This window comes from Arthrobacter sp. 001422645 (assembly GCF_059816125.1).
On the sequence record NZ_JCBANT010000016.1, the window covers coordinates 1 to 21,260 of the forward strand.

Below are 21,260 nucleotides of genomic sequence, written 5' to 3' on the forward strand. Positions count from 1 at the left end.
CCCCATCCCACCACCAGGACACCCCCGCACCACCGGCAGCCGCCCCACAGACCCTCCCGCAGATCCCGCCGGTCACACCACAACCCTCCCGCAGCACCTGCGCGGGCGCTGCGCCACAGCTGAGGGAGCGTCACCTACAATGCTGCCGGAGCTGCGGGAGCGCCACCGCTGATCCCCCCGAGCTGCGGGAGCGTCCGCGATTCCGGTGCGCGCCCGGCGGCGCTTGCAGCTAACGGTGCTCTGTGAGACTTGCCACCGCCCTGGTCGAAAGACCCCCTGGCGTTCGTCGTGCGCAGGGGACTCGCCTAGAATTGGATGAGATGTACGGACTTCGAAGCGCTTGATTTCGGGTTGCGTAGGAACGAAACACGGAATAGAGCGGCTGCGATTGCGCCAGTGGTCAGCTCACAACAGGAGGAATCCAGCATGGCTGAGCACAACGACGGACATCGCGGCGGAAACGACCGCGGCAACTATGGCGGTGGCCGCAATTCGGGTGGCGGCGGATTCCGTGGCACCAACAATTCCGGTGGCGACCCCCGTGGGTTCCGTGCCCGGGATGACCGCGGATCCGAGGGATCCCGTCCCTCCTCCAATGATCGGGATCGCAAGCCGTATGGTGACCGCCCGGCGCGTGAAGGTGACCGCAAGCCGTACAGCGGTGGTGGCGATCGTAAGCCGTACAGCGGTGGTGGCGATCGTAAGCCCTACGGTGATCGTGGTCCGCGTGAAGGTGGCGGGGAGCGTCGGAGCTTTGGTGCCGGTGGTACGAGCGATCGTAAGCCGTACAGCGGTGGTGGGGATCGTAAGCCCTACGGTGATCGTGGTCCGCGTGAAGGTGGCGGGGAGCACCGTAACTTCGGCGGCGACCGTGACCGCAAGCCGTACAGCGGCGGAGACAACCGGAAGCCGTTCGGCAGCCGTGATGACCGTCCGGCCCGCAGCTTCGACCGCGGCGACTCCGGCCCGCGCCAGTTCGGCCGCGACAAGGCAGAAGACCGCCCGGTCCGCGTTCCGAATGCCCGGGACCTGCGCAGCGCCAACCGCCCCGACCGCGAGCGTTCGCCGCAGATCGACGACGACGTTACGGGCAAGGAACTGGACCGTGCAACACAGCACCAGATCAAGACCCTCGAGGACAACAGCGCCGAGTGGGTGGCCCGGCACCTCGTGATGGCCGGGCGCCTGATCGACGACGAACCGGAACTCGCCTTCCAGCACGCCCTCGCGGCCAGCCGCCGCGGAGGCCGCCTCGCCGCCGTCCGCGAAGCCGTGGGGCTCACCGCCTACGCCGCCGGCCACTATGGCGAAGCCCTCCGCGAGTTCCGCACCTACCGGCGGATCAGCGGCTCCAACATGCACCTGCCCGTGATGGCCGACTGCGAACGCGGACTCGGCCGGCCCGATCGCGCCCTGGAGATGGCACGCTCCGAGGAAGCCAAGGACCTCGACGCCCCGGGCAAGGCGGAACTGGCCATCGTGGCCGCCGGCGCCCGTACTGATCTGGGTCAGCTGGACGCTGCCGTCTCCGAACTGGAAATCGTCCAGCTGGATATCAACCGGGCGTTCTCCTACAGCCCGCGCCTGTTCCGCGCCTACGCCGAGGCCCTGGCCGCAGTAGGCCGCACGGCCGAATCCGAGAAGTGGCAGCGCCAGGCCGTGGTTGCCGAGAACGCCCTCGGCCTCGACGTCACGGAGGACCCGGACATCATCGACCTCGGCTGGGACGAGGAAGAGGAAGCCCGCGAAGAAGAGCAGCAGCGCCGACTCCTCGCCGAGCAGAGTGCCCAGCGGTCCGCTGCGGCCGGGGAGCAGGCGCCGCGTGCTGCCAGCGCCGAGGCTGTTGCCGGTCTTCCGGAATCGACTGAAGGGGCTGTGAACCATGACGAAGGCTCTGACGACGCGGAATCCGACTTCTGGGAGTCTGACGACGCAGAGTCCGATGATGACTCCGTCGAAAAGGACGCCCTGGACCGCTCCGAGGTTCTGACTGGTGACGACTCCGACACCGGACACGACGACACCGAGACGGGACACGGTGATTCCGACGACGACTCGCGCGACGCCGATTCCCGCGCGCCGGAACGCTTTGAGGGCTGATCGGGAATGGCCGCACCGGAACTGATCTCGACGTTCGACGCCCTTCTCGCTGACCTGGACGGTGTGGTCTACGCGGGACCGCACGCCATTCCGGGCGCCGTGGAATCCCTGCGCCGCCTGGCCGGGATCGGCGTCGGCCTTGGCTACGTCACGAACAACGCCTCCCGGACGCCCGCCCAGGTGGCCCAGCACCTGCGGGAGTTGGGGGCACCGGCGGAGGACCACCAGGTGGTCAGCTCCTCGCAGGCTGCGGGTGAGCTGCTGGCATCACTGCTGCCGGCGGGTGCCCGCGTGTTGATCACCGGCGGGGCTTCACTGGCCGAGGAGATCGAGCTGGCAGGGCTGGTGCCGGTCCGCAGTGAATCGGAGGGGCCTGTCGCCGTCGTGCAGGGGTTCCATCCGGACATCGGGTGGAAAGACCTGGCGGAAGCCGCGTATGTCATTGCCGGCGGCGCCCTGTGGGTGGCCACGAACACGGACATGTCCATTCCCCAGGCCCGGGGCATGGCGCCCGGCAACGGCACGCTGGTTGCCGCCGTAGCCGCCGCCACCGGGCAGCGGCCCCTCGTCGCCGGGAAGCCGGAAGCGCCTTTGTTCCATGCCGCCGCGAAACGGCTGGCCGCCGATCGGCCGCTCGTCGTCGGCGACCGCCTGGACACCGACATCCTGGGCGGGAACAACGCCGGTTTCGCCACGGTCGCCGTCCTGACCGGCGTCGACACGAGGGAGTCGATCCTTGCCGCCCGCACGCTGGAGCGGCCCGACTACCTCATCAACGACCTCACCGACCTCTACCGCCCCTACCCTGCAATCGAGCTCGACGACGCCGGGCAGCACCTTTGCGGCGCGGCCTCCGCCCTCGTCGACGGGCAGACGGTCCGGGTCAGCGGCGATCCGGGCGACCTCGACGCCTGGCGGGCCGCGTGTTCGGCCTGGTGGACGGCCAACCCCGAGGCCGCTGCGGCCTCGGCGCCGGTCCTGGAATGGCGGGATCACTAGGCTGCCTGGATCAACGGACTGGCGGGATCACTAGACTGGTGAGCATGACCGAGCTGAACCACACCACTGAGACGGATCCCGACAGGGGAGACGCCCATGTGACCTGGCCGGCTGTTCCCGTGAATCCGGCGGAAGCAGGCGACGCCGCGGGAAACACGGGGTCCCGGGACCCGGACGTCGACGCCCTGCTGGACCGACTCGGCCAACTGCCGGAACTGCCGGTGGCCCGGCACGGGGAGGTCTACGCCGGCCTGCACGACGACCTGCTGGCCGCCCTGAACGAGTCCGTCAACACCACCGCAACGGGGGATGCCACGCATGAGCAGGCTTGACCAGGCCCTCGTCAGCCGCGGGCTGGCGAGGTCCCGCACCCATGCCGCACGCCTCATCGCCGAAGGCAAAGTCAGCACCGACGGGGAAGTGCTGGCCAAGGCCTCCCTACAGGTCGGGGACGACACCAACCTCGACGTGGCCGCCTCGGTCGAGGACAACTACGTCAGCCGTGCCGGGCACAAGCTCGCCGGCGCGCTGGACGCCTTCCCCGCCGTCACGGTGGCCGGCAAGCGGTGCCTCGACGCCGGTGCCTCCACCGGCGGGTTCACCGACGTGCTGCTGCGACGCGGCGCGGACCACGTGGTGGCCGTCGACGTCGGGCATGACCAGCTGGTCCCCGCGATCCGGAACGACCCTCGGGTGTCCGTCCACGAAGGCCTCAACGTCCGGTACATGACAGCGGATGAGATCGGCGGACCGGCGGCGTTGACCGTCGCGGACCTGTCCTTCATCTCGCTGACCCTCGTGCTGGCACCCCTCGCGGCCTGCACCGATCCGGGCGGGGACTTGGTCCTGATGGTCAAGCCGCAGTTCGAGATCGGCAAGGACCGGCTGGGCCGCACCGGCGTCGTCACCTCGGAGTGGGAGCGCCGCCTCGCCGTGGGCAAAGTCGCGGCGAAAGCCATGGACACCGGGCTGGAACTGAAAGGCCTCGCCAGCAGCCCGCTGCCCGGCCAGGACGGAAACGTCGAGTACTTCCTGTGGATAAGCCGCGGGATCGCAACAGACCTGCCTAAGATCGAAGAGCGGGACGCAGCCGTTGCTGCGTTACTCGGATCAATCTGGCCCAAGTACTAATAGCACCAGAAGGCGGAACCCGATGAGCAGGCGCGTCCTCATCCTTGCCCACACCGGCCGTGAGGAGTCCCTCAAGGCTGCCTGGGAGGCATGCGCCCGGCTCCACGACGCCGGCATCGTTCCCGTGATGCTGAAATCCGAGCTCGGCGACATGGTCCGCTTTTTCGGACGCCTCGACCAGCCCGTCGAGATACTCCACGACCACGTGATGCTGCCCGACGTCGAACTCGTTATGGTGCTCGGCGGCGACGGCACCATCCTCCGCGCGGCGGAGCTGGTGCGCGAAGTCGACGTGCCCCTGCTCGGCGTCAACCTCGGCCACGTGGGCTTCCTGGCCGAAAGCGAGCGAGCGGACCTGGCCCAGACCGTCGAATGGATCGCGAGCCGCGAATACACCGTGGAAGAGCGGATGACCATCGACGTCCAAGTCTGGGTCCGCGGACAGAAAATCTGGCACACCTGGGCCCTCAACGAGGCCGCGATCGAAAAAGGCAACCGGGAACGGATGCTCGAGGTGGTCACCGAGGTCGACGAACGGCCCCTCACCTCCTTCGGCTGCGACGGCGTTGTCCTGGCCACCCCCACCGGCTCCACCGCCTACGCCTTTTCGGCCGGGGGCCCGGTGGTGTGGCCCGAGGTGGAAGCGCTGCTGATCGTGCCCATCAGCGCCCACGCGCTCTTCGCCAAGCCGCTGGTGGTCTCGCCCCGGTCCCGGCTGGCGGTCGAAATCCTGAACCGCACCAATGCGCAGGGCGTGCTGTGGTGCGACGGCCGGCGTTCAGTGGACCTGCCGCCCGGAGCCCGCGTGGAAGTGACCCGCTCCGCCACGCCGGTGCGGCTGGCCCGCACGCACCAGACACCCTTCTCCGGCCGCCTGGTCCGCAAGTTCGAACTGCCCATCCAAGGCTGGCGGGGACCCATGCCTCAGGCCGCCACCATCCACACGGGGCCGGTGCCGGTCATCCGCACACCCCGCCCGATGCCCCCGCTTCCCACTCCGCCGCACGCTGGGCCAGGCGACCCGGGGCCCGCCGAGACCACCGATCCATCGACTGCGAAGTGATCCATGCTTGAAGAACTGAGAATCCGCGACCTGGGCGTCATCACCGACGCCACGCTGCCCCTCGGCCCCGGCCTGAGCGTCGTGACCGGTGAAACAGGTGCCGGCAAGACCATGGTGGTGACCGCCGTCGGGCTGCTGCTCGGCGCACGGTCCGACGCCGGCGCCGTCCGCAGCGGCGCGAAAAGCGCCGCCGCGGAGGCTACCGTGAGGCTCGACGCCGGGCACCCTGCCGTGGCGCGCGCCCGTGAGGCCGGGGCAGAGGTCGAGGAGTTCGACGGCGGCGCCGAACTGTTGCTGGCCCGCAGCGTGGGTGCGGACGGGCGAAGCCGGGCCTACCTCGGCGGTCGCGCCGCGCCCGTGGGCGTGCTCGGGGAGATCGGCGAAACCCTCGTGGTGGTCCACGGCCAGTCCGAACAGATCCGGCTCAAGAGCCCGGTCGCGCAGCGCGGGGCCCTCGACAAATTCGCGGGGGAGAGCCTCGCCGCCACACTGGGCAGCTACCAGGAGCTCCACGCCCACTGGAAGTCCAGCCAGGCCGAGCTCGATGAGCTTCGCAGCGCCGCCCGGGAGCGGCTCCGCGAAGCCGAATCGCTCGAGGTTGCCCTGGCCGAAATCGACGCCGTCGACCCGCAGCCCGGCGAGGACGAGTCGCTCAAAGCGGAGGCCGTCAAGCTCGCGAACGTCGAGGAACTCCGGATCGCGGCCACGACGGCACACCAGGCGCTCATCGCCGAGGACTTCGGCGACGGCAACGACGCCACGGCCCTCGTCGACGCCGCCAAACGCACGCTGGAGCACGTCGCCGAACATGACGAGGAGCTCGGCTCCGCGGCCGCCCGGCTGGCCGAGGTGGGCTTCCTGCTCAACGACATCGCCACCGAACTTGCCAGCTACCAGGCCGCCCTCGACACCGAGGGCCCGGAACGGCTCGCCGAGATCGAGGACCGCCGCGCCGCCCTGGCGAAGCTGGTCCGCAAGTACGCTCCGTGCATCGACGAGGTGCTGGAGTGGGCCGAGCAGGCCCGGAAACGGTTCCTGGAGCTGCAGGACGACTCCACCCGGATCGAGGCGCTGGACGCCGAAGTGACGCGCGCCGAAGTGGAGCTGACCAAGCAGGCCGCCGCCATCAGCAAGCTCCGGAAGAAAGCAGCCAAGGACCTCTCCGCCCGCGTCAGCGCCGAGCTGAAGGCCCTGGCGATGGCGGATGCCACCCTGGTGATCAACGTCGAATCCGGCGGGCAGCCGGGGCCGTACGGCGCGGACGAGATTGCCTTCCTGCTCCAGCCGCACTCCGGCGCCCCGGCCCGGCCGCTGGGCAAGGGTGCCTCCGGCGGTGAACTGTCCCGCGTGATGCTCGCCATCGAAGTGGTGCTGGCCGCCGTAGATCCGGTCCCCACGTTCGTCTTCGACGAGGTGGACGCCGGCGTGGGCGGCCGCGCCGCCGTCGAGATCGGCCGCCGCCTGGCGATGCTCGCCCGGCACGTCCAGGTGCTGGTGGTCACGCACCTGCCGCAGGTGGCAGCCTTCGCCGACCAGCACATCCGGGTCACAAAGACCTCGGTGCGCGGCGCTGACGGGGCCACCGCCACTGGTTTCACCTCCAGCGACGTCCAGCTCCTCGACGAAGGGGAGCGCGTCCGGGAGCTGGCCCGCATGCTCGCCGGCCAGGAGGATTCCGAATCCGCCCAGGCCCACGCCCAGGAGTTGCTGGACGACGCCAAACTCCTGCCGCACCAGGCCTGAGCACCCCTGCACGGCGGGCTGGAGCTGGACGACAATCACAGCCGCTTTGCCGCAAACAGACCCTTGGAAGGCTGAAATGATGATAGGCTCGAACCCCGTGGTGCAGCGATCAAATTCCCGTGTAAATTCCCGGTTCCCGGGCTCGTCCAAGACGACCAAACACATCTTCGTCACCGGTGGTGTGGCGTCCTCGCTCGGTAAGGGACTGACGGCTTCGAGCCTCGGTCACCTCCTGCGGGCACGCGGCTTGTCTGTAACAATGCAAAAGCTCGATCCCTACCTGAATGTGGATCCGGGCACGATGAATCCCTTCCAGCACGGCGAAGTCTTCGTGACTGACGACGGCGCCGAAACGGACCTCGACATCGGCCACTACGAGCGCTTCCTCGATGAGAACCTCGAAGGCTCGGCGAACGTCACGACCGGCCAGGTCTACTCCACCGTGATCGCGAAGGAACGCCGCGGCGAATACCTCGGCGACACCGTCCAGGTCATCCCGCACATCACCGATGAAATCAAGCGGCGCATGCGGCTTCCCGCCGAGGGCAAGCACGCTCCCGACGTGATCATCACCGAAATCGGCGGCACCGTAGGCGACATCGAGTCGCAGCCGTTCCTTGAATCCGCCCGCCAGGTCCGCCAGGACATCGGCCGCGGAAACGTGTTCTTCCTCCACGTCTCCCTCGTGCCGTACATCGGCCCGTCCCAGGAACTGAAGACCAAGCCGACGCAGCACTCCGTTGCCGCGCTGCGCTCCATCGGCATCCAGCCCGAGGCGATCGTGATCCGTTCGGACCGCGAAGTCCCGCAGGCCATGCGCGACAAGATCGGCCGCATGTGCGACGTCGACATCGACGCCGTCATCGGCTGCCCGGATGCCCCCAGCATCTACGACATCCCGAAGACCCTGCACTCCCAGGGCCTGGATTCCTACATCGTCCGCGCCCTGGACCTTCCGTTCAAGGATGTTGACTGGACCAGCTGGGACAAGCTCCTGGACGCGGTCCACAACCCCAAGCACGAGGTTGAAATCGCCCTGGTCGGCAAATACATCGACCTGCCGGACGCCTACCTGTCCGTGACTGAGGCGCTGCGCGCCGGCGGTTTCGCCAATGACACCAAGGTCAAGATCCGCTGGGTCCCCTCGGATGAATGCGACACCCACGAGGGCGCGGTCAAGTCCCTGGACGGGGTCGACGCGATCTGTGTTCCGGGCGGCTTCGGCATCCGCGGACTCGAAGGCAAGCTTGGCGCGCTGAAGTATGCCCGCGAAAGCAAGCTTCCGGTCCTGGGTCTCTGCCTGGGCCTGCAGTGCATGGTGATCGAGTACGCCCGCAACGTGGTGGGCCTTGAGGGCGCTTCCTCGTCCGAATTCGAGCCGGATTCGAAGTACCCTGTGATCGCCACGATGGAAGAGCAGCTGGACTTCGTCGACGGCAAGGGCGACCTGGGCGGCACCATGCGCCTGGGACTGTACGAGGCCAAGCTGGACGAGGGTTCCGTGGTCGCCGAGACCTACGGCACCACCAAGGTCAGCGAACGGCACCGCCACCGCTACGAGGTCAACAACAAGTACCGCGACCAGATTGCCGCCCAGGGCCTGGTCTTCTCCGGAACGTCGCCCGACGGCAAGCTCGTGGAGTACGTCGAACTTCCCCGCGAAGTCCACCCGTACTACGTGGCCACGCAGGCGCACCCGGAGCTCAGCTCACGCCCCACCCGGCCGCACGCGCTGTTCTCCGGACTGGTGAAGGCTGCTCTGGAGCACCAGCATGGCGCGGACCAGCCTGCTGCGCCCGTCGCCAAGGCGGCCGCTGCCAAGCCTTCCCCGGCAGCGTCGAAGTAAAAATCCCAACTGAATCAAAGGACGGCGCGATGCCCGGTTACCCTGAGACCCCCCATGCTGCACGGCAGGTTTCGGATGAACCGAGCCCGCGCCGTCTTTTGTCTTCCCGGACGGTCTACGAAGGCCGGATCTGGGACGTTGTCAGTGACAGTTTCCAGCTCAACGACGACGGCGATCCGCTGGTCCGCGACTACATCGACCACCCCGGCGCCGTCGCGGTCCTGCCGATGAACGACGCCGGCGAGGTGCTGCTGATCAAGCAGTACCGGCACCCGGTCGGCATGGACCTGTGGGAGATCCCGGCCGGGCTCCTCGACGTCGAAGGCGAGGACTTCGTGGCCGGCGCGGCCCGCGAGCTCGCCGAGGAAGCCGACCTCGTCGCCGGCCAGTGGAACGTGCTGGCCGATTTCTTCAATTCCCCCGGGTCCTCCAGCGAAGCCATCCGCATCTACCTCGCCCGCGGCCTGAGCGATGTGCCCGGCCACGAACTCCACGTCCGCACCGACGAGGAAGCCGAGATCGAGCTGCACTGGATTCCGCTGGATGAGGCGGTCCTGGCCGTGCTGGAGGGTCGCCTGCACAACCCGTCCGCCGTCGTCGGAATCCTCGCCGCCGCCGCTGCCCGGGACAACGACTTCAAGGGCCTCCGCCCGGGCGGCGCGCCGTGGCCCGCGCATCCGAGCCAGCGCTGATGATGGAGCCGCTGACTGCCGAACCCGGGCAGCTCCCTGCTGCCCCGGCGGAGGCGGCCGATCCGGGGCAGCCGCCCGCCCGGCCCCAGACAGCGGTAGACCGCGCCATGACGGATTACCTGCAGCATATGGGCGTGGAGCGGGGGCTCGCGGCCAACACCCTCTCCGCGTACCGGCGGGACCTGGCCCGCTACGCCAAGTACCTCGCCCACGCCGGCCGCCAACGCCCCGCTGAGATCACCCGGCACGACGTCACCGGCTTCGTCCAGGCGCTGTCCGACGGATCCGACGGCGGCTCGGCCCTGGGTGTCCGCTCGGCGGCCCGGACGGTGGTGGCCGTGCGCGGACTCCACAAATTCTGGGCACTCGAAGGCGTCACTCCCACCGACCCGGCCAGCGACGTCCACCCGCCGATGCCCGGCAAACGCCTGCCCAAGGCCATCAGCGTCGACGAGGTCACCAGGATCCTGGAGGCCGCAGGAACGGACACGGCCACCGGACTGCGCGACCGGGCACTGCTGGAGTTCCTGTATTCCACCGGCGCCCGCATCAGCGAGGCCGTGGGACTCGACGTCGACGATATCTCCCTGCCCACGCCCGGCGAGGAGAGCGAACCGGGTCCGGCCATTGTCCGGCTCTTCGGCAAAGGGTCCAAGGAACGGCTGGTCCCGCTCGGTTCGTTCGGTGCCCGCGCCTTGGATGCCTACCTCGTCCGTGGCCGGCCGCTGCTGGCCGCCAAGGGCAAAGGCACGCCCGCTCTGTTTCTGAACGCCCGCGGCGGACGGATCAGCAGGCAAAGCGCCTGGACCATCCTCAAGACGGCCGCCGAGAAAGCCAACATCACCAAGGACGTCTCGCCGCACACCCTGCGGCACTCCTTCGCCACCCACCTGCTGGAGGGCGGGGCAGACGTCCGGGTTGTGCAGGAGCTGCTGGGCCACGCTTCCGTGACCACCACGCAGGTCTATACCCTGGTCACCGCCGACACCCTGCGCGAGATTTACGCCGCCGCGCACCCGAGGGCGCTGGGCTAAGCGGCGTTCCGCCGGTTTCGCCGGCCCGAGCCGGGTTCCGCCGGCGCCTTCCCGCCGATCCACTGCCCGCTGCAGATACGGGCGCTCGGGGCTGGCCCGCGACCCTCGGCGACTTGTTCCCGGAGGACCTCCTGTTTCACCGTGCCTGAGCGACTAGGTGGGAGAAGCTCCACTCCAGGAATCCTGCCCACCAGCAGTTAGGAACCTCCCGGCTTCACAACGGGACCGGTCCAAGATTCGGCGGGAAGAAACGCTTGACCGCGCGACGGGTCGGCGCCGGGCAGGCTGACAGAGAAGGTCCATCATGCTCCGGGGATCCAGTTCGACCGACGCCGATCTGAGGGCGGACTCGCCGGTCCAACTGGTTTTCCCGCATCCGGCCAGCGTCTTCGCCCCGTGAATCTTCTTGCGCACCCGTGTAAGAAAAAGCCCTTCACGGGACACTTAGTCATCAGGAAGAAGTCATCCGATGTCCGGGGGAGCACCATGTTGGCTGCGAAAGAGCAAGCGTTCATCGACCTGCACAATCAGCATTCCGCGCGGGTCTACCGCTACATCGCCTGCAGGATCAATGACCGGCACCGCGCCGAGGAACTCGCTGCGGACGTCTTCAGGATTGTCTGGGAGAAACAGCCCGCGGAACCGCCTGGCATCGGCTGGCTGTTGGCGACCTCGGAATCTGCTCGGCAATGAATACAGGGGCCGCCGACGCCGCCAGGAACTTGTCGACCGGCTGAAAGAGGAGGCCCGCAGCCAAGTCCCCGGCCCGGACACTGACGAACGGACCGCCGTGGCTGATGTATTGGTGAAGCTCAGGGAGCAGGACCGCGAGGTCCTCATGCTCAGTTACTGGGATGACCTGACCACCGCTGAACTGGCCCAGACCCTGGGGTGTTCCTCGTCCGCCGCCGCGGTCCGACTGCACCGGGCCCGTCGGGCGTTCTCGAAAGCCGCACCGGCCCATCTCATGACCGAACGGAAGGACTAGCCATGGACCGCATCGAACAGCTCATGAGGAATGCCAAACCGCAGGTCGGAGCACAAGTCGAAGCACAAGACGCAGCCCCCGGAATTGACTCCGCCCGCTCGAACGTCGTCTCTATGGACCCGAATGTCGTCCGCCTGGCACTGCGCAATCCGGCACAACACAATCCCGCACGACGCGCTCCGGCACGGCACAAGGCCGTACGGACTGCGGCCGCGACGGTACTGGCCGTAGCCGCCGTCGGGGGCGCAGTGTTTGTCGGCGGCAACCTCATGCCACCACCCGCGCCCGGGCCGGCGGGGACAAGCACCGAGGTGCCGACGGTCTCCGCCACGCCTTCGCCGGCATCCCCAAGCCCGTCCGCCGCCACTTCCTCGCAGGCGGGGACTGCGGCGGCAACCCTGAGTACCGGCGGCGTCGCCTGCACCATGGCCAACGTCGACCAGCAGCGCAACGACCAGGCCCGGGAGATCAAAGCGATTCCCGCCGCCGAGCAGCCCTACTACACAGTGCTGGGCTGTGCCGACGGATGGCTCGCCTACTCCATCTCCGACGACGGGGTCCGGGCTCTCCAGCTCGACGGCGGCAATGTCTGGTTCCAGCTCGCCAAGCTGCAGAACGGGCGTTTCCTCTCCGACTTCCGGCAGGTCTGGGCCAGCGTCTTCAACTGGAAATTCCAGGCCTTGAACAATCAGGGGCTCACTCCGCAGCAGGCCATGGACAAGGAATTCGCGGACAAGGGGATCCCGGTTGAACTTCGGCCGCAGCTGGTAGGCGAAGGCCCGGCGGCCGGGTAGCCTGCGGCGGCGATAAGGTGAAACACATGACGTTCACCCCGGTCACCCTCTGCTTCCTGCTCCGTGACGCCGCGAACGGTGCACAAGTGTTGCTGGGACTGAAAAGGACCGGCTTCGGCACCGGCAAGATCGTCGGCATCGGCGGCCACGTGGAGCCGGGGGAGAGCGACGCCGAGGCCGTGATCCGCGAGGTCTGGGAAGAAGCCGGCATCGTGGTGCTGCAGGAGGACCTGGCGCACGCCGGCGTCGTCGAGTTCAACTTTCCCGCCAGGCCCGAATGGAACATGTCCTGCAGGGTCTTCACCACCCGGCGGTGGCAAGGCGAACCGGCTGAAAGTCCGGAGATCACGCCCGAGTGGTTCGACGTCGACGCGCTTCCGCTGCACCGCATGTGGCAGGACGCGGAGCACTGGCTGCCGCCGGCGCTGGCCGGCGAGACGATCGACGTCGTCGTGGTTCTCAATGGAGACAACGAAACGGTCGCTTCGATCCGGTATCCATCCGCGCCGGGGTGAGCCGGGCGTCCGCGCCGGGCATTTCCGCGACTCGAATCGTGATGCCGGGAATGCCACGGCTTGTGCAGTAGCCTGAGGCTCGAACATCGCGCCGCGGCCGGCCACGCACTACCTTCGCCCGGCAGCAAGCGGCGCACGGACCAATTGGGGGCAGGGCATGGACTCGCACAATCTCGACCTTCCGGACACGGATTCCTACGACGAGGAACTGTCCACGGGCAACAGGGCGCGCCGGCGCTGGCCGCTGGCAGCTGCCGTCGTTATCGTCGCCCTGGCGGCCGTCGCCGGGGGCGTTGCCGTGGCAGGCAACTTCCGGTCCGCAGACCCGGCCCCCGCCGCGGCCCCGACGGCCACCATGATGGCACCTACAGCCTCCGCTTCCCCGACGGTGACGCCGTCGCCCACCACCGCAACGCCGGTATCCGTGACGCCGTCGGCATCAACGGCACCGGCAACGGACGGGGCGGTCAGCGAAGTTGCAAACGGGCGATACGTCAGTGCTGCGGCCGGAGTGTCGTTCACTTTGCCCGACCGCTGGACGGTCGAGGAATCCACGAACCAGAATCCCGGGTATCCGGGGAGCGGAATCACCATTTTCAACGAGGCCAGGATGCAGGTGGCCGCGCTTTACCACGGCGCCACCGGGGCAGTTGGGGGCGCCTGCCCTTCAGGCAATTACAAAATGACCGAACTAGATACTGCGCCGGCACTGGATACGCCGTGGGCCAAGGCGATGGGCGTGCGGTTTTCCTACCGCGTGCTGGATATGCGGGCCAGCGGTGGCGCCTTCCACTACCAGATTGGACTCGTCGACAGAAACAGCGGAGAAATCAAAGACAGCTGCTTGATGTACTCTTTCGTGGCCGGTGCGCCCAAGGGCACGCTGATCTTCGCGGACCGTTCCTACCAAAGCCAGAGGAACGATGACCCCATCTTCAACTCGCTGGCCGAGGCCAAGGACTACATGCGGAGCCCGGACTACCGGAAGCTGAAGGCCATGATCGTCAGCCTGCAGATGCAGCCCTAACAACAAAAGCAACAAAAAGCGCGGGCCGGCCACCTTTGAGAGGTGGCCGGCCCGCGCATTTTACCGCCGCGAAGGGCTTACGGCATGTGCCGTTCCTCGACGCCGTTGTATTCGCTCAGCGGGCGGATCAGGGAGTTCGAGTCCAGCTGCTCCATGATGTGCGCGGTCCAGCCGGTGATGCGGCTGGCGACGAACAGGGGAGTGAAGGTGGGAGTGTCGAAGCCCATCAGGTGGTACGTGGGTCCGGCCGGGTAGTCGAGGTTGGGCTTGATGGCCTTCGCCTCGTCCATCGCCGATTCCAGACCGTTGTAGAGGCCCAGCAATTCCGGCCGGCCGTAGTGCGCGATCATCTTGTCGAGGGCGGCCTTCATGGTGGGCACCCGGGAGTCGCCGTGCTTGTAGACACGGTGGCCGAAGCCCATGACCTTCTTCTTGTGGGCCAGGGCGTCTTCCATCCAGGCCTTGGCCCGGACGTGGGCGTCCTCCAGTGACTCCTCCGGCCGGATGCCGATTTCGTCGAACGTGTGCATAACGGCCTCGTTCGCCCCGCCGTGCAACGGTCCCTTGAGTGCGCCGATCGCCCCGGTCACGGCCGAATGCAGATCCGAGAGCGTCGAGGTGATCACGCGGGCCGTGAAGGTGGAGGCGTTGAAGGAGTGCTCGGCGTACAGGATCATCGAGACGTTGAAGGCCTCAACGACTTCCTGGACAGGCTCCTCGCCGAAGGCCATCCAGAGGAAGTTGGCGGAGTAGCCCAGGTCATCGCGGGGGGCCACGACGTCCTGCCCGTGCCGGCGGCGCTGGTCGTAGGCCACGATCGCCGGCATCGCCGCGAAGAGGTCAATCGCCTTGGCCATGTTGGCCTCCCGCGAGGAGTCCTCGGCGAGCGGGTGCCGTGCGCCCATGACGGAGGCCGCCGTGCGGCAAACATCCATCGGGTGCGAGGTGGTGGGCAATGCGTCCACCACCTGCTTCACCACCGGATCGATCGGACGCCCGGCGCGTTCCCGCGCCGTGAACTCCGCCAGCTGCTCCGGGGTGGGCAGCTCGCCGTTCCAGAGCAGGTAGGCGACTTCCTCGAAGCTGCAGTTGGCGGCCAGCTCCTGCACGGGGTATCCGCGGTAGAGCAGCGAATTGGTGTCCGGGTTCACCTTGGAGACCGCGGTGTAATCCACCACGACGCCGGCGAGGCCCTTTTTGATCTCTTGTTCAGCCATGCTGAAACTCCTTTGTTCCTGTCGCCTGTGTTGGACCGGCCGGAGCCGGAAGCCCGATGCGGGGTTTACTGTCCCGGGATCTGGAAATTGAAAACCCCGGTATCGAAGCTGTTGTAGGCCTCGTAGTCCACGAGGTCATACAAACGCGCCCGGGTCAGCATGTTCCCGACCTGGGCTTCCTGGGTACCGTCAGCCCTAATCGATTCCAGCGTACGCTCCGCAGCGCCCATGGCACTACGGAGCAGCGTCACCGGATAGATGATCATGTTGACCCCGACGCCGGCCAGCTGCTCCACCGTGAAGAGGGCGCTCTGGCCGAACTCGGTCATGTTGGCCAGGATCGGCACGTCGACGGCGTCACGGATGGCCTGGAACTCGCTGAGGTCTTTCATGGCCTCCGGGAAGATCGCGTCAGCGCCGGCCTCCACGAGGGCTTTCGCACGGTCCTGCGTGGCTTTCAAACCATCGGTGGCTCGGATGTCGGTCCGCGCCATGATGAGGAAGTTCGGGTCGCGCCGGGCATCGGCCGCCGCCCGAATGCGTTTGGTGGCAGTGTCCAGGTCCACGACGTTCTTGCCGTCGAGGTGGCCGCAGCGCTTCGGGTTGAACTGGTCCTCGATGTGCAGGCCGGCGAGGCCGGCGTTCTCGAGTTCCTGCACCGAGCGGGCCACGTTCATCGGCTCGCCGAAGCCGGTGTCGGCGTCGACGATGCTGGGCAGGTCCGTCATCCGGGCGATCTGCCCGGCGCGGGTGGCCACCTCGGTGAGCGTGGTCAGCCCGATGTCCGGAAGGCCAAGGTCGTTGGCCAGGACGGCGCCGGAGATATAGACCCCGGCGAAGCCCTTTTCCTCGATCAGCCGGGCGGAGAGCGGGTTGAACGCGCCCGGGAACTGCTGGATCGTCCCGGAAGCGAGGAGCTCACGGAACCGGATCCGCTTCTGCTCCGGCGTGACCTTCGAATACAGCATTTAGAAGAGTCCCTTCGGTGCGGCGGACAGGTCGATCACGCCGTCGGCAGCCTTGATGTTGAGCTGGTCCAGTTCGCCGGCGGCCAGTTCGGGCAGGCGGGCGGCGGCGGCCAGGAACCGTTCGATTTCCTCTTCGGCGACCAGCCCGGCGGCCAGGGTCCGGAACTTGTTCACGTACTGCTCCCGTGCGAACGGCCGGGCGCCCAGCGGGTGGGCGTCAGCGACGGCGATCTGGTCGGTGATGACCGTGCCGTCCTTGAGCGTGATGACAACAGAGCCGCCGAAGGCCTTCTCCGCGATGTCGAGGGAGTGGTAGCGGCGGGTCCATTCCGGGTCCTCGACCGTGGTGACTTTGTGCCAGAGGTCCACGGTGTCCGGGCGCGCGGCGCGCTCCGGGGCGTAGGAATCAACGTGGTGCCAGGCGCCGTCCTGCAGGGCGACCGTGAAGATGTACGGGATGGAGTGGTCCAGGGTTTCGCGGCTGGCCGTGGGGCTGTACTTCTGCGGATCGTTGGCGCCGGAGCCGATCACGTAGTGCGTGTGGTGGCTGGTCTTGATCAGCACGGACTCCACGTTGGCCGGGTCGGTGACCTCCGGGTGCTCGCCGTGGAGCTTGCGCGCCAGGTCGATCCACGCCTGGGCCTGGTATTCGGCCGAGTGCTCCTTGGTGTAGGTGTCCATGATGGCGCGCTTGGTTTCGCCGGGGGTCGGCAGCGGCACGGTGTAGGAGGCGTCGGGGCCGTCCAGCATCCAGGCGATGACGCCGTCTTCGCCTTCGTAGATCGGCACCGGGGAGGTCTGGCCGCGCATGGCGCGGTCCGCGGACTCGACGGCCATCTTGCCGGCGAACGCCGGGGCGTGCGCCTTCCAGGTGGAGATCTCGCCCTTGCGGGACTGGCGCGTGGCCGTGGTGGTGTGCAGGGCCTGGCCCACAGACTGGAAAATCGTCTCGACGTCGAGTCCCAGCAGGGTGCCGATGCCGGCGGCGGCGGACGGGCCGAGGTGCGCGACGTGGTCGATCTTGTGCTTGTGCAGGCAGATGGCCTTGACCAGGTTGACCTGGATCTCATAGCCGGTGGCGATTCCGCGGACCAGGTCCTGGCCGCTGGAGCCCACGTGCTGGGCGACGGCGAGGATCGGGGGGATGTTGTCGCCCGGGTGGGAGTAGTCGGCGGCGAGGAACGTGTCGTGGTAGTCCAGTTCGCGGACGGCGACGCCGTTGGCCCAGGCGGCCCATTCCGGGGCCACGCGCTCCTCGATGCCGAAGACCTTCGAACCCTTGCCGCCGGTGGTGGGGCCGTGCGTCAGGGCCTGGGCGCGGGCCGCGACGATCGGGGCGCGGTTCAGTGAGGCGATGGCTACCGAAGCGTTGTCGATCACCCGGTTGATCACCATGTCGGTGACCTCGTCGGAGACGGCGACGGGATCCGCGGCCACCTGCGCAATCTTGAAGGCGAGCTGGTCCTCGCGGGGCAGGTTTTCCTCGCTCTTGTAAACGCGGACGTGGTGTTCCTTAACCATGGTGCTCCTTCTTAGTGAGGTATGTGTGTGGCTTTGACGTGGGAAAGACTGCGGTGCAGATGCAGGGTGGTGGCCGCCTCAGCCAGCCGGGGGTTGCCGGCGGCGATCGCTTCGGCGATGGCGGCATGCTCGGCGGCCGCCGCGGTGAGCCGCTCGGCGTCGTCGGCCGCCAGCCGCCGGACGCGGACCAGGTGGACGCGCAGGCTGCGCATGGCCTGGGCGAGGTAGGAATTCTGGATCGCGGCGTCGATGGCTGCGTCCAGCCGGCCGACCAGCCGGTAGTAGTCGTGCCGGGCCGGATCCCCGGCGCTGATCAGCGACGGCGCCTGGCACAGTTCGTCGCGGAGCTGCTCGAAAGTCGCGGCGTCGCCGCGTTCGGCAGCCAGCGCGGCGGCCTTGCCCTCAAGGGTTTCGCGCAGTTCAAAGAGTTCGTCGATGTCTTCCAGCGAGATGTCGGTGACGACGACGCCGCGGCCGCCCGCCGTCGTCGTCAGGCCTTCTGCGGTGAGCCGGCTCAGGGCCTCCCGCAACGGGGTGCGGGAGATGCCGAGCCGCCCGGACTGCTCCACTTCCGCGAGCACCGTCCCGGGCAGGAGGCGCCACTCGATGATGTCGTCGCGCAGGGCCGCGTAGGCCTTGTCGCTGGCGCGCATCCTGCCTCCTTCGTTGGCTGACGGAATCCAGTGTATACACGGATGCCACAATTGCCTAGTATTTGGCCCCCAAACGCCTCGCGGTTCGCTTCAGTGTATACACGGGCCTTGTGGGCTGAGCCGGGGCGGGCTACCATAACGTCCATCACATCGTCGTGGACGGGACTCATTTCATGGTTACCAAGAACTACCGGGACAGCTACACACGCAGCCTGGAGAAGCCCGAAGCCTTCTGGCTCGAAGCCGCCGCGGAGATCTCGTGGTCCACCCCGCCGCAGCGCGCCTTGGACTCAGGCAGGGCGCCACTGTTCGACTGGTTCCCCGACGGCGTGCTCAACACGTCCTACAACGCGCTGGACCGCCATGTGGAGGAAGGCCGGGGCGGGCAGGACGCCCTGATCTATGACTCCGCCATGCTCGGCACGCAGCGGCGCTACAGCTACGCCGAGCTCACGGACCTCGTCGCCCGGTTTGCCGGCGTCCTGCGCAACCGTGGCGTGGGCAAGGGCGACCGAGTCGTCATCTACATGCCGATGATCCCCGAGGCCGCCATCGCCATGCTGGCCACCGCCCGGCTTGGTGCCGTGCACTCCGTCGTCTTCGGCGGCTTCGCCCCCAAGGAACTTGCCGCCCGCATCCGCGACGCCGCGCCCGCCGCCGTGGTCACGGCGTCCGGCGGCATCGAACCCTCGCGCCGGATCGAGTACCTCCCCGCCGTCGAGGAGGCCCTCGGCCTGGCCGGAGCGCCGGACACTCCGGTGGTGGTCAAGGCCCGGGACGGCTTCAATTCCACGGTGTCCGACCACTCCGGCTGGCTGGACTGGGACACCGAGATGGCCACCGCCGCGCCCGCCGCTCCGGTGGACGTCAAAGCCACGGATCCGCTCTACATCCTGTACACCTCGGGGACCACGGGTGCCCCCAAGGGTGTGGTGCGGGACAACGGCGGCCACGCCGTGGCGCTCAGCTGGACCCTGGCGAACATCTACGACGTCGGGCCCGGCGACGTGATGTGGACCGCCTCCGACGTCGGCTGGGTGGTGGGGCACTCCTACATCGTGTACGGGCCCCTGCTGGCCGGCGCCACGACCGTCATCTACGAAGGCAAACCCGTGGGAACGCCCGACGCCGGTGCGTTCTGGCGGGTGATCGAGGACCACAAGGTCAACGTGCTCTTCACGGCGCCCACCGCCCTGCGGGCCATCCGGAAGACCGATCCCGAGGCGAAGCTGCTCGAAAAGTACGACATTTCCAGCCTGCGCACCCTGTTTGCCGCCGGCGAACGCCTGGACACCGATACCTTCCACTGGGCCTCGCGGATCCTGGGCGTCCCGGTGGTGGACCACTGGTGGCAGACCGAGACCGGCTGGGCCATCTGCGCCAACCCCCGCGGGCTGGACGGCCTGCCCATCAAGGCCGGCTCGCCCAGTGTGCCGATGCCCGGCTTCAAGCTGAACATCGTCGACGGAGCCGGCATGGAGGTTGGGGCGGGGACCGAGGGCAACATCGTCCTGGCGCTCCCGCTGCCGCCCGGCACGCTGACAACGCTCTGGGGCAACGACGAGCGCTACATCTCCTCCTACCTGCAGGCATTCGAGGGCTACTACGCCACGGGAGATTCCGGTTACCGGGACGAGGACGGGTACCTCTTCGTGATGGGCCGCACCGACGACATCATCAACGTCGCCGGCCACCGGCTGTCCACCGGCGCCATGGAGCAGGTGATCGGCCAACACCCGGCCGTGGCCGAATGCGCCGTGATCGGCCTCGCGGACCCGTTGAAGGGCCAGCGCCCCAGCGGCTACGTGGTGCTCAAGTCAGGGGTGGATGTGCCCGAGGAAATCCTGGTCAAGGACCTCATCGCGCTGGTCCGGCGCGACATCGGCGCCGTTGCGGATTTCAAGCACGTCACCGTGGTGGAGGCCCTGCCCAAGACCCGCTCCGGGAAGATCCTGCGCAAGACTATGCGCCAGATCGCCGACGGCGACGACTACGTGGTGCCCTCGACGATCGAAGACGCAGGCGTGATCGACCAGCTCATCGGAACCCTGCGGCCCGGCCAGTAGGCCGCCAGCCAAGCGCGCCCCAGCCCGACGCCGAGTGTGCATTTCGCGGGAGTGTTTCCGTGGCACATTGCCGCGAAAATGCACACTCGATGGGCGTGTCGGCCGGTGGTACGCTCCGTATACATTCTCGGCACCCGCCCTGCGTGGCCAAAGCGAGGGGACCAACCGACCATGGGACGCCGTTACCGCTCGCCGGAGTCACCCGGGTCCACCATGGGCAATGCCGGAGCAATCTCATGGCTGTTCATACTGGTGGCTGCGCTGGTCGGCTGTGGCCCGGTTGGCGGGACGGAGCCGCCCGCAGCGACTCCAGGGCAGGCGACTCCGGCGCAGGCCGGCCTTGGCGCTTCACAAGGAACCGATTGCATAATTCGTGACGAGTTGGGCCAGCAAGTATGGTTCGGCGAGGCGGACCCCAGCGTGACCGCCGTCGGAAATGCGCTCCAGGCCATCGTTGAGGAGCACAACGACCAGACCACGGGAGTTGCGCTGTGCTCGCACTACGAGGGAGCAACGATCTTTGTTGTCTCGCCCGGCAATGATGTGCAGCAATCCATCGCAGAAGTCGCGTCAAAATTCCCCGATCTGCACGTGATCACCCGTGCAACCACAGCGTCCATTTCCCAGTTGTCGGCCGCAGGCAGGAAGCTGCTCCAGAGCCCGGGCATGCAGGGCCTCGTTACAGGTGCCGGCCCAGACATGTACTCCGGCGGACTCCGCATCACCGTGGCCCAGGACAAATGGCCACTGTCGGCGACAGAAAAGGGTCGAATTGACGATGCCGTGAAAGTCCTCAACGGCTCACGGCTGCCTCTCATCTACGAGCAGGGCGGCACAGCGGTCTTGGATTGATCGACCCGAGCCCCAGCCCGGCGCCGAGTAGGCATTTCGCGGCAATGTTCC

General features: G+C 67.7%; 19 protein-coding genes and 1 pseudogene. 16 read left to right on the forward strand and 4 right to left on the reverse strand.

Annotation, left to right across the window (positions count from 1 at the left end; translation table 11 throughout):
* Nucleotides 1-426: 426 nt before the first annotated feature.
* The 14 genes from AC6EUH_RS15150 (at nucleotide 427) to AC6EUH_RS15215 (ending at nucleotide 13,932) form a co-directional block, all read left to right on the forward strand.
* On the forward strand, nucleotides 427-2,100 hold the full coding sequence (locus AC6EUH_RS15150; RefSeq protein ID WP_499739171.1) for a hypothetical protein: 1,674 nt from the start codon (nucleotides 427-429) through the stop codon (nucleotides 2,098-2,100).
* A 6-nt stretch (nucleotides 2,101-2,106) separates the two neighbouring features.
* Nucleotides 2,107-3,099, forward strand: coding sequence for an HAD-IIA family hydrolase (locus AC6EUH_RS15155; protein WP_499739172.1), 993 nt, complete (start codon nucleotides 2,107-2,109; stop codon nucleotides 3,097-3,099).
* 44 nt (nucleotides 3,100-3,143) lie between these two features.
* Nucleotides 3,144-3,431 carry a hypothetical protein gene (locus AC6EUH_RS15160; protein ID WP_056431068.1) on the forward strand — a complete coding sequence of 96 codons (288 nt, stop codon included), beginning with the start codon at nucleotides 3,144-3,146 and terminating at the stop codon, nucleotides 3,429-3,431.
* Nucleotides 3,418-4,230: a TlyA family RNA methyltransferase gene (locus AC6EUH_RS15165; protein ID WP_200913056.1), complete on the forward strand. Its 813-nt coding sequence runs from the start codon at nucleotides 3,418-3,420 to the stop codon at nucleotides 4,228-4,230. Before AC6EUH_RS15160 ends, AC6EUH_RS15165 begins: the two co-directional genes overlap by 14 nt.
* 22 nt (nucleotides 4,231-4,252) lie before the next feature.
* Nucleotides 4,253-5,293 carry an NAD kinase gene (locus tag AC6EUH_RS15170; protein WP_499739173.1) on the forward strand — a complete coding sequence of 347 codons (1,041 nt, stop codon included), beginning with the start codon at nucleotides 4,253-4,255 and terminating at the stop codon, nucleotides 5,291-5,293.
* A gap of 3 nt (nucleotides 5,294-5,296) precedes the next feature.
* On the forward strand, nucleotides 5,297-7,036 hold the full coding sequence (gene recN, locus AC6EUH_RS15175; protein WP_499739174.1) for a DNA repair protein RecN: 1,740 nt from the start codon (nucleotides 5,297-5,299) through the stop codon (nucleotides 7,034-7,036).
* Between the two features lie 79 nt (nucleotides 7,037-7,115).
* Nucleotides 7,116-8,882: a CTP synthase gene (pyrG, locus tag AC6EUH_RS15180; protein WP_499739214.1), complete on the forward strand. Its 1,767-nt coding sequence runs from the start codon at nucleotides 7,116-7,118 to the stop codon at nucleotides 8,880-8,882.
* 29 nt (nucleotides 8,883-8,911) lie between these two features.
* Nucleotides 8,912-9,574 carry an NUDIX domain-containing protein gene (locus AC6EUH_RS15185; RefSeq protein ID WP_499739175.1) on the forward strand — a complete coding sequence of 221 codons (663 nt, stop codon included), beginning with the start codon at nucleotides 8,912-8,914 and terminating at the stop codon, nucleotides 9,572-9,574.
* A 2-nt stretch (nucleotides 9,575-9,576) separates the two neighbouring features.
* Nucleotides 9,577-10,608: a site-specific tyrosine recombinase XerD gene (xerD, locus tag AC6EUH_RS15190; RefSeq protein ID WP_499739215.1), complete on the forward strand. Its 1,032-nt coding sequence runs from the start codon at nucleotides 9,577-9,579 to the stop codon at nucleotides 10,606-10,608.
* 486 nt (nucleotides 10,609-11,094) lie between these two features.
* Entirely contained in the window at nucleotides 11,095-11,301 is a 207-nt protein-coding gene (locus tag AC6EUH_RS15195; RefSeq protein ID WP_499739222.1) for an RNA polymerase sigma factor, read from the forward strand.
* Nucleotides 11,225-11,596: an RNA polymerase sigma factor gene (locus AC6EUH_RS15200; RefSeq protein ID WP_499739216.1), complete on the forward strand. Its 372-nt coding sequence runs from the start codon at nucleotides 11,225-11,227 to the stop codon at nucleotides 11,594-11,596. Before AC6EUH_RS15195 ends, AC6EUH_RS15200 begins: the two co-directional genes overlap by 77 nt.
* A gap of 2 nt (nucleotides 11,597-11,598) precedes the next feature.
* Nucleotides 11,599-12,390 carry a hypothetical protein gene (locus AC6EUH_RS15205; RefSeq protein ID WP_499739176.1) on the forward strand — a complete coding sequence of 264 codons (792 nt, stop codon included), beginning with the start codon at nucleotides 11,599-11,601 and terminating at the stop codon, nucleotides 12,388-12,390.
* Nucleotides 12,391-12,416: 26 nt separating this feature from the next.
* The gene (locus AC6EUH_RS15210; protein ID WP_056431087.1) at nucleotides 12,417-12,905 is read left to right on the forward strand and encodes an 8-oxo-dGTP diphosphatase; all 489 of its coding nucleotides are present in this window, start codon (nucleotides 12,417-12,419) and stop codon (nucleotides 12,903-12,905) included.
* A 157-nt stretch (nucleotides 12,906-13,062) separates the two neighbouring features.
* Complete coding sequence (locus tag AC6EUH_RS15215; protein WP_499739177.1) at nucleotides 13,063-13,932, forward strand: hypothetical protein; 870 nt, start codon at nucleotides 13,063-13,065, stop codon at nucleotides 13,930-13,932.
* Nucleotides 13,933-14,009: 77 nt separating this feature from the next.
* Here the strand turns inward: AC6EUH_RS15215 and AC6EUH_RS15220 are convergent, their stop codons facing one another.
* The 4 genes and pseudogenes from AC6EUH_RS15220 to AC6EUH_RS15235 form a co-directional block, all read right to left on the reverse strand.
* Nucleotides 14,010-15,149 carry a bifunctional 2-methylcitrate synthase/citrate synthase gene (locus tag AC6EUH_RS15220; protein ID WP_499739178.1) on the reverse strand — a complete coding sequence of 380 codons (1,140 nt, stop codon included), beginning with the start codon at nucleotides 15,147-15,149 and terminating at the stop codon, nucleotides 14,010-14,012.
* Nucleotides 15,150-15,214: 65 nt separating this feature from the next.
* Complete coding sequence (prpB, locus tag AC6EUH_RS15225) at nucleotides 15,215-16,117, reverse strand: methylisocitrate lyase (protein ID WP_056431096.1); 903 nt, start codon at nucleotides 16,115-16,117, stop codon at nucleotides 15,215-15,217.
* Nucleotides 16,118-17,638, reverse strand: a complete 1,521-nt coding sequence (locus AC6EUH_RS15230; protein WP_499739179.1) for an MmgE/PrpD family protein — start codon at nucleotides 17,636-17,638, stop codon at nucleotides 16,118-16,120.
* Nucleotides 17,631-18,291, reverse strand: a pseudogene (locus tag AC6EUH_RS15235) (GntR family transcriptional regulator). Before AC6EUH_RS15235 ends, AC6EUH_RS15230 begins: the two are co-directional and overlap by 8 nt.
* Before the next feature lie 173 nt (nucleotides 18,292-18,464).
* On the opposite strand from AC6EUH_RS15235, the gene AC6EUH_RS15240 reads away from it, so the two are divergent.
* Both AC6EUH_RS15240 and AC6EUH_RS15245 read left to right on the forward strand, forming a co-directional pair.
* Nucleotides 18,465-20,357: a propionyl-CoA synthetase gene (locus AC6EUH_RS15240; protein ID WP_056431105.1), complete on the forward strand. Its 1,893-nt coding sequence runs from the start codon at nucleotides 18,465-18,467 to the stop codon at nucleotides 20,355-20,357.
* 381 nt (nucleotides 20,358-20,738) lie between these two features.
* The gene (locus AC6EUH_RS15245) at nucleotides 20,739-21,209 is read left to right on the forward strand and encodes a hypothetical protein (protein ID WP_499739180.1); all 471 of its coding nucleotides are present in this window, start codon (nucleotides 20,739-20,741) and stop codon (nucleotides 21,207-21,209) included.
* Nucleotides 21,210-21,260 lie beyond the last annotated feature (51 nt).